This is a genomic window from Collinsella aerofaciens ATCC 25986, from assembly GCF_964237925.1.
Lineage (GTDB): Bacteria > Actinomycetota > Coriobacteriia > Coriobacteriales > Coriobacteriaceae > Collinsella > Collinsella aerofaciens_BJ.
Genome location: NZ_CAXSKI010000011.1, coordinates 14,035 through 30,738, shown reverse-complemented (window position 1 = coordinate 30,738; position 16,704 = coordinate 14,035). Strand labels below are relative to the sequence as shown.

Annotated in this window: 17 protein-coding genes; 1 reads left to right on the top strand and 16 read right to left on the bottom strand. The window is 59.4% G+C overall.

The window, feature by feature from the left end:
- Positions 1 to 262: 262 nt before the first annotated feature.
- Positions 263 to 793, top strand: a complete 531-nt coding sequence (locus tag ACESWY_RS06525) for a nitroreductase family protein (protein ID WP_195520534.1) — start codon at positions 263 to 265, stop codon at positions 791 to 793.
- Between the two features lie 166 nt (positions 794 to 959).
- On the opposite strand, the gene ACESWY_RS06520 is transcribed toward ACESWY_RS06525, so the two are convergent.
- The 16 genes from ACESWY_RS06520 to ftsW all read right to left on the bottom strand — a co-directional run bounded on the left by ACESWY_RS06520 (position 960) and on the right by ftsW (position 16,684).
- Positions 960 to 1,634, bottom strand: a complete 675-nt coding sequence (locus ACESWY_RS06520; RefSeq protein WP_022094499.1) for a DivIVA domain-containing protein — start codon at positions 1,632 to 1,634, stop codon at positions 960 to 962.
- 61 nt (positions 1,635 to 1,695) lie between these two features.
- Complete coding sequence (locus ACESWY_RS06515; RefSeq protein WP_488212537.1) at positions 1,696 to 1,962, bottom strand: YggT family protein; 267 nt, start codon at positions 1,960 to 1,962, stop codon at positions 1,696 to 1,698.
- A 36-nt stretch (positions 1,963 to 1,998) separates the two neighbouring features.
- Positions 1,999 to 2,721 (bottom strand): cell division protein SepF, encoded by a 723-nt coding sequence (locus ACESWY_RS06510; RefSeq protein ID WP_055251691.1) that lies wholly within the window; start codon positions 2,719 to 2,721, stop codon positions 1,999 to 2,001.
- A gap of 60 nt (positions 2,722 to 2,781) precedes the next feature.
- On the bottom strand, positions 2,782 to 3,519 hold the full coding sequence (locus tag ACESWY_RS06505; RefSeq protein ID WP_148332193.1) for a YggS family pyridoxal phosphate-dependent enzyme: 738 nt from the start codon (positions 3,517 to 3,519) through the stop codon (positions 2,782 to 2,784).
- 119 nt (positions 3,520 to 3,638) lie between these two features.
- A complete protein-coding gene (locus tag ACESWY_RS06500) occupies positions 3,639 to 4,496 on the bottom strand; it encodes a phosphate signaling complex PhoU family protein (protein WP_148332195.1) in 858 nt (285 codons plus the stop codon).
- A 92-nt stretch (positions 4,497 to 4,588) separates the two neighbouring features.
- On the bottom strand, positions 4,589 to 5,392 hold the full coding sequence (gene pstB, locus ACESWY_RS06495) for a phosphate ABC transporter ATP-binding protein PstB (RefSeq protein WP_055309817.1): 804 nt from the start codon (positions 5,390 to 5,392) through the stop codon (positions 4,589 to 4,591).
- 12 nt (positions 5,393 to 5,404) lie between these two features.
- On the bottom strand, positions 5,405 to 6,310 hold the full coding sequence (pstA, locus tag ACESWY_RS06490; RefSeq protein ID WP_006234250.1) for a phosphate ABC transporter permease PstA: 906 nt from the start codon (positions 6,308 to 6,310) through the stop codon (positions 5,405 to 5,407).
- Positions 6,311 to 6,313: 3 nt separating this feature from the next.
- Positions 6,314 to 7,240 (bottom strand): phosphate ABC transporter permease subunit PstC, encoded by a 927-nt coding sequence (pstC, locus tag ACESWY_RS06485; protein ID WP_152067753.1) that lies wholly within the window; start codon positions 7,238 to 7,240, stop codon positions 6,314 to 6,316.
- Position 7,241: 1 nt separating this feature from the next.
- Positions 7,242 to 8,078, bottom strand: a complete 837-nt coding sequence (locus ACESWY_RS06480; protein ID WP_373093689.1) for a phosphate ABC transporter substrate-binding protein — start codon at positions 8,076 to 8,078, stop codon at positions 7,242 to 7,244.
- Positions 8,075 to 8,875 carry a purine nucleoside phosphorylase YfiH/LACC1 family protein gene (locus ACESWY_RS06475; protein ID WP_152067754.1) on the bottom strand — a complete coding sequence of 267 codons (801 nt, stop codon included), beginning with the start codon at positions 8,873 to 8,875 and terminating at the stop codon, positions 8,075 to 8,077. The genes ACESWY_RS06480 and ACESWY_RS06475 overlap by 4 nt, the downstream gene beginning before the upstream one ends.
- Before the next feature lie 210 nt (positions 8,876 to 9,085).
- Positions 9,086 to 10,240: a cell division protein FtsZ gene (ftsZ, locus tag ACESWY_RS06470; RefSeq protein ID WP_022094491.1), complete on the bottom strand. Its 1,155-nt coding sequence runs from the start codon at positions 10,238 to 10,240 to the stop codon at positions 9,086 to 9,088.
- 199 nt (positions 10,241 to 10,439) lie between these two features.
- Positions 10,440 to 11,228: a cell division protein FtsQ/DivIB gene (locus ACESWY_RS06465; RefSeq protein WP_239057629.1), complete on the bottom strand. Its 789-nt coding sequence runs from the start codon at positions 11,226 to 11,228 to the stop codon at positions 10,440 to 10,442.
- 424 nt (positions 11,229 to 11,652) lie between these two features.
- The gene (gene murB, locus ACESWY_RS06460) at positions 11,653 to 12,564 is read right to left on the bottom strand and encodes a UDP-N-acetylmuramate dehydrogenase (RefSeq protein ID WP_006234257.1); all 912 of its coding nucleotides are present in this window, start codon (positions 12,562 to 12,564) and stop codon (positions 11,653 to 11,655) included.
- Between the two features lie 5 nt (positions 12,565 to 12,569).
- Positions 12,570 to 13,988, bottom strand: a complete 1,419-nt coding sequence (murC, locus tag ACESWY_RS06455) for a UDP-N-acetylmuramate--L-alanine ligase (RefSeq protein WP_055286074.1) — start codon at positions 13,986 to 13,988, stop codon at positions 12,570 to 12,572.
- 97 nt (positions 13,989 to 14,085) lie between these two features.
- Positions 14,086 to 15,201 (bottom strand): undecaprenyldiphospho-muramoylpentapeptide beta-N-acetylglucosaminyltransferase, encoded by a 1,116-nt coding sequence (gene murG, locus ACESWY_RS06450; protein ID WP_373093685.1) that lies wholly within the window; start codon positions 15,199 to 15,201, stop codon positions 14,086 to 14,088.
- Complete coding sequence (gene ftsW / locus ACESWY_RS06445) at positions 15,191 to 16,684, bottom strand: putative lipid II flippase FtsW (protein ID WP_373093684.1); 1,494 nt, start codon at positions 16,682 to 16,684, stop codon at positions 15,191 to 15,193. The genes murG and ftsW overlap by 11 nt, the downstream gene beginning before the upstream one ends.
- Positions 16,685 to 16,704: the final 20 nt, after the last annotated feature.

The following is a 16,704-nucleotide window of genomic DNA, read 5'->3' as shown; positions in this document are numbered from 1 at the left end:
GCGGGCCCGGCCACTAATAACCTTTTTCACTCCGGCTGCAAGCAGAGTCGTTCAAAAGGTTATTAGTGGCCGGGCCCGCTCCCTTACGTACCACCATTGGGAACTTTGGCTGATAGTTATAGCGCAATGGGGGTTTGGCTGAAGGGACCTTTGGTATCCGTTCGGACACTTTGGCCCTCGATGAGCGTTTGGCTGATTGCTGCTTTGGGTACTGTTTGGGTTACTTTGGGTTTGTTTGATTTTTAATTGTTGGAGGGCTTGTATGTCTTATTTGGATCTGGCTCGGGGTCGGTATTCTTGTCGTGAATTTCAGGATCGTTCTGTTGAGCAAGCTGTTGTGGATGCCATTGTTGAGGCTGGGCGTATTGCTCCTTCTGCTTGTAATAATCATCCGACCCGCGTGATGGTGCTTGATACTCCGGAGTTGTTGGAGAAGGCTGCTGCTTGTCAGCCGCGCTTTGCTCGTGATGGATCTATCTTTGGAGCTCCGCTTATCTTTCTTATTTGCAGCGTTACCGATGATGCTTGGGTGCGCCCGTATGATCAGATGAACTCGAGTGCCATCGATACTTCGATCGTCTGCGATCAGATGATGATGGAGGCCACCGAGCATGGCCTGGGAACGTGCTGGGTATGCCATTTTAAGCCCGAGGTGGCACAAGAGCAGTTCAATCTGCCCAAGGGCGTCTATCCCTATCATATGCTCGTCTGTGGCTATCCCGCCGACCACATCGCCGATCCCGAGCATCGCGAGGCCCGTACCATTCCCCTCTCCGACTTCCTCCTCAAGTAGATTTTGGGACATGCCCTAAAACCTATCCTTGACCGCTCACCGGTTCGCCGAGTTCTGCGCCACTATGTGCAGGGCTCGGTTTTTTATGTTGCGCGCCCCGGTACAGTCATAAAAAAGGACCCGCAAGCTGCGGGTCCTTTCTAGGCACTAAATTGTAGGCCGAATGTTAGTCCAGGTCGTCGGCAGCGAAGTTGTCGATCGGGGCGAAGGGATCGGCCACGGGGACAACCGGGTCAGCGACGGGCAGCGGCTCGGCGGGAACAGTCACCGCAGGAGAAGCGGCGGAACCGACCGGCGTGGAGGCCATGAGGTCGGCCGGGAAGGAGTTTTGGGCATCGTCCATGAAGTGCTGGATGAGCTTGAGGTACTCGGCCTTGAACTCCTCACGGGAAGCCTTGAGACGATCGATCTCCTCGAGCTCGGCCTGCTTCTCGGTCAGAGCCTGGCGGATAACCTCGCGTGCCTTGGCGTCAGCCTCGTTGCGGATACGCTCAGCGTTCTCATTGGCATCGTTGACGATGGTCTCAGCGGTCTGCTGGGCAGCGATCAGGGCAGCGGAAATCTGGCGCTCCTGAGCGGAGAAATCAGGGGCGGGAGCAGCCACGGGGGCGGCAGGAACGGCCTGGGCGGGGGCATCCTGAGCCTGGGCAAGCTGAGCCTGCGCATCGGCAAGCTGCTGCTCGGTAGCAGTCAGACGACCCTTAAGGTCGACGATCTTAGCGAGCATAGCGTCAACCTCAGAGGACAGCGTCTCCAAGAAGACGTCGACCTCGGCAGGATCGTAGCCACGCTTGGCCTCAGAGAAAGTCTGAGCCTGGATGTCTGCAGGGGTAATAGCCATAACAAGTCTCCTTTTTCATCGCCTCGGCGCTACACGCCCGACGTAAGTTACTAAGTCAGTTCTACACGAGTATACCTATAAGAAGCTGCAGAACCAGCCTCTGCACCAACTGCAACGCAATAATCGCAACGACCGGCGAAAAATCGATACCGCCCATCGGCGGGATGAAACGACGGAACAGGTTGAGCCACGGACCGCACACGCTATCAAGCACCGCGGCAATATCCTGAAGCAAACCACCCTGCTTCATGGGAATCCACGTCATAAAGCAGTAGACGACAATAAGCGTGGAATAGAAGTTGAACAGCGTGTTGACCAGCTGGACGATAGTGTAGATGTTGATGGGAATCTCCTCGTCTTGTCTTTACTTAAGGTAGCCGTCCGCACGAAGCTTCTTGAGATCGGAATCTTTGACCTCGCAACCGGCGGGCAGCACCATGAACACGCGGTCGCCCACCTCCTTGACCGTGGCACCCAGACCGCAGGCAAAGCCGTAAGAGAAGTCCAAGACGCGCTTGGCAACTTCGGTGCGTACGCCCACAAAAATCAGTGCGACAGGCTGCTTGGTGCGAACGCGGCGCACCACGGTCTCCACGTCGTCATAGCTCTCGGGGCGCAGGACATAGGCCGGCAGCTGCGGTGTGGCGTTGATGATATTGCTCGCATAGGCCGAGGCATCGCTCGGTGCAGGCGCGGGCGCAGCGGCGGCACGGGCGCGGGTGTTCTCGGCGTAGCTCGACGGCGTGTCATAGGCACCAGGACGATAACCGCTCGCAACACTGTCCTGCGAGCGCGAAGGCGGATTATACGTCGTGGCATGGCGGGAGTCATCGCCGACCAGCTGACCGGAGCGCGTATACACGGCAACCGACTCAGCTTCACCGCGGCGCGTCTGACCAAGCAGGCCGTTGCTCGGCTCGTCTTGGGTGTAGAAGCCCTCGCCCGAAGCACCGCTGTAGCCGTTGCCCTGATAACTATCGTCATAGCCGTCATCGTAGCCGTAGTCGTCGTCCTGGCCATAACCCTGGTCGTAACCCTGCTGGCCGCCCAGGTGCATTTTATTTTTAATCTCGTCAAGGAAGCCCATGGTTGTGTCCTCTCGCGGTTTAGTGCAGGCGCCCCGATAATCAGTGCGCACTTCAGAGCCTTATTTTACTGCAAACTCCGGGCTAAATACTACCCTGCCCAGGCGAACGAGCGTAGAGCCCTCCTCAAGGGCAGACTCAAAGTCCTCGCTCATGCCGCAGGAAAGCTCAGGCAGGTTCAAATCGGGATGCGCCGCCTCCAGCTCATCCCTCAGCTCACGAAGCCCCGCAAAGGTGCGGCGTGCCACATCCTTATTCCCCCGGGGCGCCATAGTCATAAGCCCCTGCACGCAAATTCCCTCAAGTTCCGCAAGCTCACCCGCGGCGGCGCGAATCTCATCGGGCGAAAAGCCTCCCTTCGACTCCTCACCACTCACATTGACCTCGATGAGCACACGCTGGGGGCCGGCGAGCTCGCCTGCCTCAATCTTGCGGACAGCACGGCTCGAGATCGCCTGCGCCAGATGCAGCGAACCCACCGAGTGAATCAGCTCGGCTGAGCCCAGCACCGCATTGATCTTATTGGTCTGCAGGTTGCCGATCATATCGAAGCGTACCTCGGGCAGCTCCGGATGCTCCGCCAGACCCGTGAGCTTGCGAACCAGCTCCTGCGGGCGGTTCTCGGCAAAATGGCGATACCCCGCCTGGATGGCGGCAACGGTCTCATCGACACCAACGGTCTTGGACACGGCAATGAGGCGCGCGGCGTCGTGGGGACGGCCTGCGCGATCGAGCGCCGCATAAAAACGTTCCAGAATCTGCTCGCGGCGAGCGCGCATCAAGTCCAAATAGTTATCCATTGCTAATCGCCTCCGCTGACAGCCAAACAAGTAGTCCCATGCTAACGCAAGAGCGCGGCCCCGCATGTGCAAGGCCGCGCTCACTTAGGTATTTACAATCTTTCGACGAACGGGGTTACTTACTCCTCGTCGTCCTCGCCATCGTCCTCATCCTCAAGATGATCGAGCAGGTAGCGAAGACCCTCGCTGACCTCGTTAGCGGGCACCTTGGCAACGTAGCGAGCGTCGACGGCGGGCCTCATGATAACACCCTCGCCCGAAGGCACGCGCATGCTCTCGAGCTCATCCTCATCAGTGCGGGCGATATCGCCGGCATTCATGCGCTGACCAGTCAACAGGAAGGTCAGACGGCAGGCGGCATCGATGGAAATCGAGGCGATGCGATCGAGGTAGCGCGAAACCATGATGGCGCGGCGCAGGTCGTCATAGTTGCTGTCGTCGTCCATAAAATCGCCCGTGTCCATGCGGTTAAAGGTGCGGAAGAACTTCTCGTACGCCGCATGCACCGGCTCGTCCTCGACGGCCAGGCTGCAGATGATGGACATGTCGTTAGTGACGAGCGCAGAAAGCGAAGAGCCCAGCACCTGGTAGACGGCCTCAGCCTCGGCCTCGACCGTACCGACGAGCTCCTGGGGCAGCGAGATGTCGGCCTTGATCATATGACGCGTGGCGCGGCAGATCTGGCGAACCTTATCGGTCATGCGCTGCAGGTTAAAGTCGACGTAGATAATCGTCTGCAGCAAGCGGAAGTCGGAGGCGACCGGTGACTGCGTGGCGATCAGGTTGTAGCACACGGCCTCCAGGTTAGCGCAGCGCGCGTCAATCGAAAGCGTGCGCTTCTTGGTCTTGGTGGCGAGCTTGCGGTCGTCGGTCACATAGGCCTTAACGGCATCGTGGAGGGCCAGATCGACGGCCTCATAGATGCTCAGCATCTCGTGACGGGCCTCGACGAGCTGACGGGAAAACAGTTTGCGCATGGTTCACTCCAATCAGTTGGGTGCGGTCATGCCGCCCGCACAGTGAATATACACCGGACCAGGTCCGATCAGCTTGGGACTAGTCGCACCGATCAGCCAAAGCGGCCGGTGATATAGTCTTCCGTCCGCGAGTCCACCGGACTGGTGAAGATCGCGTCGGTTTGACCATACTCGATGAGCGTGGCGGGCTCGCCGGCAACTTCCTGCAAGAAGAATGCGGTGTAGTCGCTAATACGAGCTGCCTGCTGCATTGAATGCGTGACGATGATGATCGTCATCTCGGGCGCCAGCTCGGCCATCAGATCCTCGACCTTAGAGACGGACGTGGGGTCGATGGCGGAGCAGGGCTCGTCCATCAGGAGGACATCGGGTTGCACCGCGAGCACGCGCGCGATGCACAGACGCTGCTGCTGACCGCCCGAGAGTGCCAAACCATCCTTGTTGAGCTGATTGGATACCTCTTTCCAGAGGTTGGCGCGCTTGAGCGATTCTTCCACGATGTCATCGAGGTCACTTTTGCTAGTCACGCCCTGCAGACGAGGGCCAAAGGCGACATTCTCGTAGATGGATTTAGGAAACGGGTTGGGCTGCTGAAAGATCATGCCCACGCGACGACGGAGATCGACCGGGTCGACACCCTCGGCATAGATATCGTTGCCGTCGAGCGTCATGGTGCCCTCGATGCGCGTGCCCTCGATCAGGTCGTTCATGCGGTTGATGCAGCGCAAAAACGTCGATTTGCCGCAGCCCGAAGGGCCAATAAACGAGGTGATGGCGTTTTTGGCGATGTTGAGGTCGAGCCCCGTCAGCGCATGAAAGTCACCGTACCAAAAGTTGAAATCCTTGGCCGTAATGGCCGCTTGCTCCAGCGTGGGAGCGGACTGATAAACGGACATGGGACTCCTTAACTAGCGACGCTTGCGCGACAGGAAGCGCGCAAACAGGTTGAAGGCCAAAATGATCACCATCAGCAAGAGCGCGGTGCCGTAGGCTGCGTTCATGTTGATGCCGTCGTTGGCAAGCAGGTACAGGTGAACCGTCATGGGGCGGCCGGAATCGAGCGGCGAAATAGGTAGATTGATGGCCTGCCCCATGGTGTAGAGCACCACCGCGGTCTCGCCAATGGCACGGCCGATGGCGAGGACGATGCCCGTGGCAATACGGCCAAAGGCAGAAGGAAGCACGATCTTGGAGACAACCTGCCACTTGGTGGCGCCCAGGCCGTACGCGCCCCAACGGATATAGCGCGGAACGGCGCGAATGGCCTCTTCGGTGGTGCGCATGACGATGGGAAGCATCAAGAGCGCGAGTGCCAGGGCGGCAGAGACCATCGAAAGGCCCAAGCCCATGGCCTCGACAAACAAGGCGTAGCCAAACAGACCCATAACGATGGAGGGCACCGAGGCCAAAGCGTCAGCAGCGTAGCGAATGAGCTCGACGACCTTGCCCTGCTTGGCGTACTCGGCCAGATAGACGGCTGCCAGCACAGCGATCGGCGTGCAGATAAGCATGGCGAGCGCCGTCACATAGACGGTCGAGACGATCGTGGGCCAAATACCGCCCTCGGCGTTGACGCCCTGGGGCCAACCGAAGATAAAGTCGAGCGAGATGTGTGGCAGGCCGTTGATGACCACGTAGGCGATGATAGCGACCAGCACCAGCGTGGTGATGTAGGCAGCGGCACGGAACACGCCAAGCATGATCTTGTTGGACAGGTCCTTGTTGATGCGGCCCTTCTTGCCGTGGGAAAGGGCACGCTTGATGCGCTCGCGCGACGAGGTCGTATCGACCGTCGTGTCAACGGAATCGGACATAGCCTACCCCCTCTTCTTCTTGGAAATCAGACGGACGATGCCCACCAGCGTGGCGGAGATGATAAACAGGACCACACCCATGCCGAACAGCGCCGAGCGGTGCAGACCCGAGGAATAGCTCATGTCGAGCGCAATCTGGCTCGTGAGCGTCGAGATGGGGCTCGCAATGCTGTCGGGAATAACCGGGGCGTTACCTACGACCATGAGCACGGCCATGGTCTCGCCGATGGCACGGCCCATACCCAGCACGATGGCATCAACGATACCCAGCTTCGCGGCAGGTAGCACGACCTTATAGATGGTCTGCCACTTGGTGGCGCCCATGGCATACGATGCCTCGCGAATGCCCATGGGAATGGAATTGAGAGCATCGATGGTGAGCGTGGTGATGGTAGGGACGATCATGATGGCGAGCACAAACCACGCCGTCAGCGCACCAAAACCAAGGCCGCCGGTCAGTTGTGCGATAAACGGGCGGATGATGATCATGCCAAAGAAGCCGTAGATGATGGAGGGTATGCCCGCCAGCAGGTCAACGGCGGGGCTGATGAGCTTGCGCACGCGCTTGCTGGCAATCTCGACCAGGTAAACGGCCGTACCCACGCCCAGCGGCACGCCCATGGCGAGCGCACCGACGGTCACCAGACCCGAGCCGGCAAGCAGCGACAAGATGCCGTAGTGGCCCTCGGAAGGCGCCCACGTAAAGCTAAAGAAGTCCGCCAGACCGATGTCGGTAAAGACGGGCAGCGCCGAGTACGTGGTAAAGACAAAAATCAGGATGACGGTAACGACCGCCAAGAACGCGCAGGCAAAGAAGATCCACTGCAGCGCCTTCTCCTTGATATAGGTACTGTGCGATACGAGCGCCAGCTCGCGCTTCTTGGGCGTCTGAACATTCTGCTCAGTCTGGGAGTTTTCCTGTGCTTCCATGCTACTCACTCCCCTTCTCGTCGTTGGTGACGGGAATAAAGCCCGCCTCGCGAATCTGCTTGTCCATCTTTTCGGACGTCACATAGTCGATGTAATCCTGCGCCTGCTGCGAAGGCGCACCCTTCACAAAGAAGTAAAGGTCGCGTGAGATGAGATAGCCGCCGCTCGCGACCGTCTTCTCGGACGCCTCAACATGATTGACCGAGACGGCCTTGACCGAGGTCTTGGCGTTGAGGCTATCGACGAAGCCCAGCGAAATGTAGCCAATGGCACCGCGCGAACGAGATACCACGTCGCGCACCTGGCCCGTGCCCGAAAGAACGGCCGAGCGGCGATCGAACGGGGTGCCGTCCATCACGATGGTGCGGAAGGCCTCACGCGTGCCGGACGCCTCATCTCGATTGATGACCTGGATCCTCAGGTCCTCGCCACCGACTTCTTTCCAGTTGGTGATCTTGCCGGCGTAAATATCGCGGAGCTGCTCGGTCGAGAGGTTATCGACCGGGTTATCGTCGTTCACGATGACCGCGATACCGTCGTGGGCAATGACGATGGGAGTCAGGCCCAGATCCTGTTCGTCGGCATTGAGTCCACGGGAGGAGCTGGCGATATCGGCTGTGCCGGCGCTGACGGCCTCGATGCCAGCGGAAGAACCCAAACCGGAAACGAGCACGTCGATGCCGGTCTCCTCCTTAAAGCCCTCGGCCGCAATCTCGGCGATAGGAAGGCAGGTCGTGGAGCCGGCGACGGTAATGGAAGAGGTAGAAGATCCCGAAGAACAGGCGCACAGCGTAAGCGTAAGCACAGCGGCGCTCAGGACCGATACGATCTTTCTCATAGCATCACGCCGATCGCAGCATGGCGCCCACAGGTGCCGTCCTCGTTACGGTAGGAATAAAAGCGGTCGTTCTGACGCACAGTCGAAAGCTGGGTATCCACGATATTATCCGCGTCGACACCGACATCTACCAGCGCCTCGCGAATGGCAGCGGAAAGATCGAGCATGCGAGAGGCACTCGCATCGATGCAAGAGAACTCGGCGGCAAAGCGATCCATGAGTTCCTGGGATACCTCATATTCGTCACCCAAGATATGGGGGCCGATATAGGCGGAAACGTTGCTCGCATCGCAGCCGGCAGCATCGCAAAGCGCCTGGCACGCCTTGGCAGAAATACGTGCAATCGTGCCCTTCCAACCGGAGTGCACCACGGCAAATCCGCCAGGGGCCACCAGCACCACGGGAACGCAGTCGGCAAAGCAGAGCAGCACGGGCACGTTATGCGCCGTGCAGACGATGGCATCACAGCCCTCGGCAATCTGCTCGCGAACGTCCTCAAGGTCATCGGCGCCGTTCGAGGTCACCGCAACGATATGATCACCATGGACCTGATTGGGAACGAGCAGGTTGTGCTCGCACTCGGCGGCACCCATAGCTTCGAGCGCACGACGACGATTTTCTTGAACAGCAAAGGGGTCATCGCCAACATGCGAGCCCAAGTTGAGTGAGGAGTACGCATCTTCGGAAACGCCACCGGCGCGCTCGGTGAAGGCAAAGCGAACATCGGATGTCGCGCCCTCCACCAACGTAACTCCATCATGGTCGACACGCGAAACGTTGTCCGCACGTGCTGCCATACTAAAGCCTCCTAATAACACAAGTACCGCGGCATCGCCGCTACAGCCCGCGTTTATACGGCTGTCATACTTCTCTAAAAGGATACCTGCTGCGCTGGAGGCAATCGTAAAGGGAACGTAAAGAGATTGGAGGTTCTAGTTTACAAAGTCGAAATAAAAAGGGCGCGTCCATACGGACACGCCCCTGTGCACAACAATGCAAAGAACGACTTAGAAGCTACCGCGCTTCAGGAAGTCGGGAAGCTCGAACTGATCGTTGCCGAAGTTAGGAAGCTCGGTGCCACCAACGTTGCGGGTCGGAGCGGCCTGAGCCGGACTGGTGGCCGGAGCGGTGCGTTGCGGCTCAGCGGAGGCAGCGGCCTTGCTCTGAGACTGCTGAGCAGCAAAGAGCTCGTCCTGGCGGTTGACGTTGGAGTCGGAGAAGCCCGTAGCGATGACGGTGATACGCACCTGGTCGCCCAGGGACTCGTCGACAACGGTACCGAAGATGATGTTGGCCTCGGGATCGACGGCATTGGCGACAACGTCGGCGGCGTCGCTGATCTCTTGGATGCCCAGGTCCTTGGAACCGGCGATGGAGAGCAGCACGCGCGTGGCACCATCGATGGAGCTCTCGAGCAGCGGGCTGGAGATGGCCTGCTGGGCAGCATCGACGGCACGGGTATCCCCAGAAGAGGTACCGATACCCATCATGGCGGTACCGGCCTGCTTCATGATGGTCTTAACATCGGCGAAGTCCAGGTTGATGATACCGGGGACGGTGATGAGGTCGGTGATGCCCTGGGTGCCCTGGGAAAGGACACCATCGGCAATCGCGAAGGCCTCGAGCATGGTGGTCTTCTTCTCGGCGATGTCGAGCAGCTTATCGTTAGGAATGACGATCATGGTGTCGACGCAATCGGAGAGGGTCTTAATGCCCTCCTCGGCGCTCTTCTTGCGCTTGCGGCCCTCGAAGGTGAAGGGCTTGGTCACGACGGCGACGGTCAGCGCACCGACCTCGTTCATCGCGATATCGGCAACGATGGGGGCAGCGCCGGTACCGGTGCCACCGCCCTCGCCGCAGGTGATGAACACCATGTCGGCGCCAGCGAGCGCCTCGGCAATGTCGTCGCGGGACTCATCGGCAGCCTTGCGGCCAACCTCGGGGTTGGCGCCGGCGCCCAGGCCGCGGGTAAGGTCGGTGCCGATGTGCACCTTGATATCGGCATCAGAGATCGCGAGTGCCTGAGCATCGGTGTTGATGGCAACAAACTCGACGCCGCGGATGCCCTCTTCGATCATTCGATTGACCGCGTTGGTACCGCCGCCGCCGACGCCGACCACCTTAATGACGGCAAGGTAGTTGTTGATCTCTGTCTCGTGCATGTCGGTCCTCCGAACAAAGGTTATAGCCATAGCATGGGTCGACCCCTGCGCACATTAACCTTCAGGTTGAAAGTAAATGCAAAGGTAAACCGTATTATGTTTGCACATTATGAACGTATCAGTCAAATAATTGACCGTGAAAACCAAACAAACCAGATAAACGGCGTGGTATGGCCCCTCAACAAAGCATCAACCAGCGCTACGAGGTCGGAGCGTTCCTAAATGTATAGTTACCCGGAGAACGCACATTGATATACGTTACGCCCTCTACCTGCGAAAGCAGCTTGGTGACTACGCGCTCCTTCTTGACGATATCGTTCGAATCGCCCAGCGACACCTCAATGCCGTTATTGAGGTTTGCCGAGATGGCTTCGACCGAAGGCGTGGAAATATCCTTGACTTGTCCCAAGAACTCGCTCGAAAAACCACGCACATAATCCAAGCCAGCCTTAACGGCCTTGGAGCTCACCGCCTGGCCGGAAACCGGAGCGACATCCGCCGAGACATCAGTCAACAACACCGCGCCATAGTGCTTAGCGAGCGCCAGCGCGGCATCAATGCCGGTCAGGGTATTTGAGCCCTGCCCCGTCGTGATGACGTTGCCCTGGTCATCCACTTCGACCGACGTCGACAGCGGGGCGATCCAGGTGTCATCATCCCCGATGGCCCAGGCAAGGTCATCGGAGCTGATATAGGCAATTGCGATGACCTTGCGCTCCATCGGCGTAATGATGAGCGTATGCGGGAACTGACGCTGGACATCCACGCCCGACACCCACGGGTTCTGCTTGAGGTCCTCGGTAATCTGGTCAGGATCGACGTTAAAAAGCGACGTTCCCTCGGGCAAATCGATCAGCTGGATAGCATCGTGCTTCGTCACATGCTCGCTGCCTTGAATCTGAATATCAGTGGCGGTAAACAATCCAGAGTTGATCACCACGACGGCAACGACGACGAGCACGGCCAAGACGGCCAGAACGCCGCCCACGATTTTGCCTTTGCCTGTAACGAGAGAAGCGGCGTCTGACGTTTTATTTGCCATCGCCCCAAGTGAAGACAACGGGTTGACGCCTTTTTTACCCGAAGGCTTCTTGGCGGTAGCCGGCACCGATGTCAGCGAGCGCGGTTTCGATGCGCCCAGCGTGCGACCCGGACGCGGCGCTTTAGTTCCCGTCGAGGGCTTAGGAGTTGCCATGGGACGGGCAGGTTTGGCGCCCATAACAGGCTTTGACGTCACCGAGGGACGCGAGGACTTTTTTGCGGCCGGACGATTGCCGAGCTGCGAGCCGACAACCGGACGACTGGTCTGTCGAGCATGCCCGACAGACTTAGAGTGCGCGACGGTATTGCGTTGAGGTTTGGCAGGCGCGCCGGAACGCCCTCCGGCGCGGCGGAAGGTGGGTTTCGATGCTCTAGAAGCCGAGGAATTTAACTTCCGGTCTGAGCTCGATGCCATACGCCTCCCTCACCTTTCCGTGCACATGTCTGATAACCGCGGCAACGTCATCGGCCGAGGCAGTTCCGTTATTAACGATAAAATTAGCGTGAACGGGCGAAACTTCCGCGCCGCCAATCGAAAAACCCTTTAATCCACAATCCTCGATAAGCTTGCCCACACTCGCATCGGGCGGGTTGCGAAAGACCGACCCGCAGGATGCGCGACCCATGGGCTGCGTACGCTTGCGCCTCGTCAGGTACCGCTCCATGCGCTCGCGAATGTCGGCCTTGGGCGCCGGTTTAAGCTTGAGCACGCACTCGAGGATAATCTCATTGCGGGGAAGGCTACATTCGCGGTAGCCCCAAGTGATCTCGGACCCCGCATAATGCTTGATACCGGATGCCGGGTCAAACGTTACGACATCCTCAACCAGCGAGCCAATCCACTCGGTCCGTGTGCCGGCATTCATAGATATCGCACCGCCAACCGAGCCAGGGATGCCAACGGCAAACTCAAGGCCCGAGAGGCTACGCGACAGGGCATCGTTGACCAGGCGCGCAAACATCACGCCCGCACCGACCGTCAGCGTACAACCGTCATCGGCAACAACCGTGCGCTGAAACTCACGTCCGAGCGAAATGACGGCGCCGCGATAACCGCCATCGGCAACCAGCAGATTGGAGCCCTTGCCGATGATGACCCACGGCACCTGCTCGCGATCGAGCACCGCCACGGCGCGGCGGAGGGCATGATAGCTATGGCACGTCACAAAGAGGTCGGCCTTGCCGCCGATACGATAGCTCGTATGACGCGCAAGGCGCTCGTCCTCGATCACATCCGTGTCGATCATGCCCGAGAGCGCCATGACGGCGTTAAACAGACCCATTAGACTTAAGCGTCTTTCTTGGCAGTCAAATACTCGATAAACTCGGGGCCGACGGTCGTAACGTCACCGGCACCCATAGTGAGCAGCAAGTCGCCCTCGCCCACCATCTGCTCGAGCTCCTGATTGAGCTCAAGACGGCTGGAGCAGTACACGACCTCCTTGCCAGGATGCTTGGCGCGCACGGTATCGGCGAGCATCTTAGAGGTAACACCCGGAATGGGCATCTCGCCAGCCGAGAACACATCAATCAGCAGCAGTTTATCGGCATTGGCAAATGCATCGGCAAAGTCGTCGCACAGGGCCTGCAGGCGCGAATAGCGGTGCGGCTGGAACACGACGTCGACGTGCTTGTAGCCCAGCGACGAAGCGGCAGCAAGCGTCGCCTTGATCTCGGTGGGGTGATGGCCGTAATCATCGACCACGGTGATGCCATCGATATCGCCCACGTGGGTAAAGCGACGACGGACGCCCTCAAAGCTCGAAAGCGCCTTGGCGGCGGCGTCGATGTCAAGGCCCAGGACATGGGCGACGGTGAGCACCGCCGTGGCGTTGAGCATGTTGTGGCGACCGGGATTACTCTTGATCTCCACAGCGTGCTCAGTGCCGTCCTCAAAGCGAACGATAAAGTCGCTCTGGATGCCCTTGACATCCGGGTGCATGCAGACGATGTCGTTGCTCTCGGCAAAGCCGTAGGAAAGCACGTGACGGCCCGTCGACTTGGCGAGCTCGACCAGATGCGGGTCCTCACCGCAGACGATGACGGTGCCGTCCTCGCCCACCAGGCTCATGAATTTGGCGAAAGTCGCCTCGATCTCCTCGATACCCGAGTAGTGATCGAGGTGGTCGGCCTCGACGTTGGTCACAATGACCACGTTGGGGTTCAGGAACAGGAAGGAACTGTCGGACTCGTCGGCCTCGGCGACAAAGTAGTCGCCCGAGCCGTTCTTGCCGTTCGTGTCATAGCCCTCGACGATGCCACCGATCAGGAAGCTCGGATCCAGACCCATGCGGTCGAGCATGGTGGCGCACATCGAAGACGTGGTGGTCTTGCCATGCGTGCCGGCAACAGCGACGGTGGTGTAGCCGTGGCCCAAAGCAGAGAGCATCTTGGCACGGGGCCACACGGGAATACCAAGCTCGCGAGCGCGCACGAGTTCAGGGTTGGACTCCGGAATAGCGGTGGAGACAACAACCACGTCGGGCTTGACCTCGTCGATCGTGGCGGCCTCATGGCCCACATGCACCTTCACACCAGCGCGGGTAAGCTGGCGGATATAACGTGACGTCTTAAGGTCGGAGCCGGTAACGGCATAACCGCGCTCGTGCAGAACGAGGGCGATGCCGCTCATGCCGGCGCCGCCGATACCGATAAAGTGGGCGCTCTTAAACTCGGGCGCGGAGGTTGCAGTCTGGGAATCAGCCATGTGCTCGTGTACTCCTTGCGTAAACACTGCCTGTAACCCGTTAACTGTACCGCACCTACCGCATCAGCGCGAGGGCGACCGACGATATCCCGTCTAACTAACGCAAACCCTCTACCGCATCCGCCAGAAGAGCGGCGGCCCTATCCTGAGCCAGACCACGCGCCGCCTGACGCATGGCGTCGCGCGCCGCCGCGTCATCGACCAAGTGCAGCAGCTCATCGGCAAAGGCAGAACCGTCGATATCGGCATCGGCGCAGAGCACGCCGGCCCCGGCGTCGACCAGATAACGAGCATTGGTGGTTTGGTGGTCGGCTGTCGCATGCGGATACGGCACGAGCACCGAAGGCACGGCGAGCGCAGCGACCTCGGCCACGCTCGATGCGCCCGAACGCGAGAGCACCAAATCGGCAGCAGCCAGCATATCGCCCATGTTGTCGATGTAAGGCTGGACGCGGTAACGCTTCGCCTCCTCGGGCGTCAGCGCCAAAGCGCGCTCGGTCTCCTCAAAGCCGTCGGCACCCGTCGAATGCAACACATAGAGGTTCTTGCGCGAAAGCAGCTCGTTTTTGAGCGAAGCCACGCGCTCGTTGAGGTGCTGGGCGCCAAGTGAACCGCCAAAGACGAGCAGCAGCGTAGCGTCCTCGGGAACGCCAAGTGCCTTGCGGCCGCGAGCGCGATCGCCCTCGATTACCGAGCGACGTACGGGGTTGCCGGTCATGAGCACGTGGCCAGGGTCACCTTCGCGCTCAAAGACCGAACGCGCTGCCGGCACCGAGATGCACACGCGGGCGGCGTGGGAGTTCATCATCTTGTTGGCCAGGCCCGGAACAGAGTTCTGCTCATGCAGCAGATACGGAACGCCCGCGCCCTTGCACCACCCCAGCAGCGGAACCTCGACATAGGCACCAAAACCAATGGCGGCATCGGGCTTGCCAACCTTTGAAAAATGACTGGCGAGCGCACGCTTGGCCTTGTTGACACGCCACAGCGAGGTCAGCGCCGTCCAAGGACGGGAGCGGTCGAAGCCTGTGACCGTAATGGGCACAAAATCAAACCCAGCCTCGGGGACCAGACGACCCTCGAGCTTGCGCGACTGGCCTACGAACACAACGTGGTGGCCACGGTCACGCAGCTCTTCGGCCAAGGCGAGCGCGGGGTTGATGTGCCCTGCCGTGCCGCCGGCTGCAATAGCAACGGTCATTTTATCGGTCATGGTAGTCCCTTCGTACACGCGGTCCCTGGTCGTCGGTACGCAGACGCGCCGACGGGTCTGAGTTCAAATCGATTCGATTATATCCGCCGCCCGCATTGCGAGGAGTGGGGCGCTGAGGACGACCTTGCGGCGCCGTTCGCTGACGCGGGCGGGCTGCGGGGTCGGTCGCAGAGCCATCCAGGACGGTAAAACCGTTACGCGAAGATCGCTCGCCGCGCACGTGAGGCACGCCGGCGGTACTCTCATCCATAACGGCAAAGCTCTCACGGCGGCGGTCATACTCATCGCGGCGGGCGCTCTCGTACGAAACGCGCAGGATCAACCCGGCAAGCATGAGCGACACAATAATCGACGAACCGCCGTAGCTAATAAACGGCAGCGGTTTGCCCGTCATGGGAAACACGTTGAGGATGCCCAGCGCATTAATCAAAAACTGCACCGCGAGAATGACCGCGGAGCCAGACGCCATAAGCGCGCCCCGACGATCGGTCGCCTGCTCGGCAATGCGAAACGCCGAGTAGATCAGCATCGCAAACACCAAGAAGAACAGCACGGTTCCGACAAAACCGACTTCCTCGCCAATGATGGCCAGGATGTAGTCGTTGTGCGCTTCGGGCAGATACGAGTACTTCATGGTTGAGTTGCCAATGCCGCGGCCGAACAGACCGCCCGAGGCAAAGGCCATGATGGCAAGCGTGGCCTGATAGCCGTCACCATACTCGTCGGCCCAAGGGTTCAAGGCAACCTGAATACGCACCATACGGTACGGCTCTGCGACAAGCGCAATCATGATCACGAGAATGCCGAAGATTAGCACGCCGATGATAAATCTGGGGTCGAGACCCGCAAACAACGCCATGCACATGAGGGTCAACAGGATGATCAGGACAGTACCGAAATCGGGCTGGATAAAGATCAGAAAGAGCGAAATGCCCAGGTAGATGCCCATCTTGCGAAGGAATTCGTTGATGTTGCCACCGGGCGAAAAGAAGCGATCAAGCATGATGGCCGAATACGCAATGGCAAATGGCTTTAAAAACTCGGAAGGCTGGAACTGAATACCGGCGATGTTGAGCCAGCGCGTGGCGCCACGGCTGCCGCTGCCCACCAAGAACACCAGAAGCAGTAGCCCGATCATGCCGATAAGGAAGATCCTGAGCACATCCTCCCCAAACCAGCTGTCCGGCAAGATGCGCACGATGGCAACCATAGCCAGCACGCCAACTCCGGCAAACGCGGCTTGTCGAAACAGAAAAAACGTCGCCGAGCCATTCTCGTGCAGCGCCTCGACCGAAGACGCCGAGTACACCATCAGCAGGCCAAAGCACACCAAGGTAAACAGGCAGGCCATGAATATCAAACGGGGGCGCATGATACGGGCGGGAACGCCGGCAATATAGCGTTCGCTAAACGTCTGCCCGCCGCGACCGGAACGCGGTGTGCTGCGCCGCGAGGAAGCACGGTCCGAGTCGGGCCTCCTCATACCTTGTCGGGGGCTCTCCT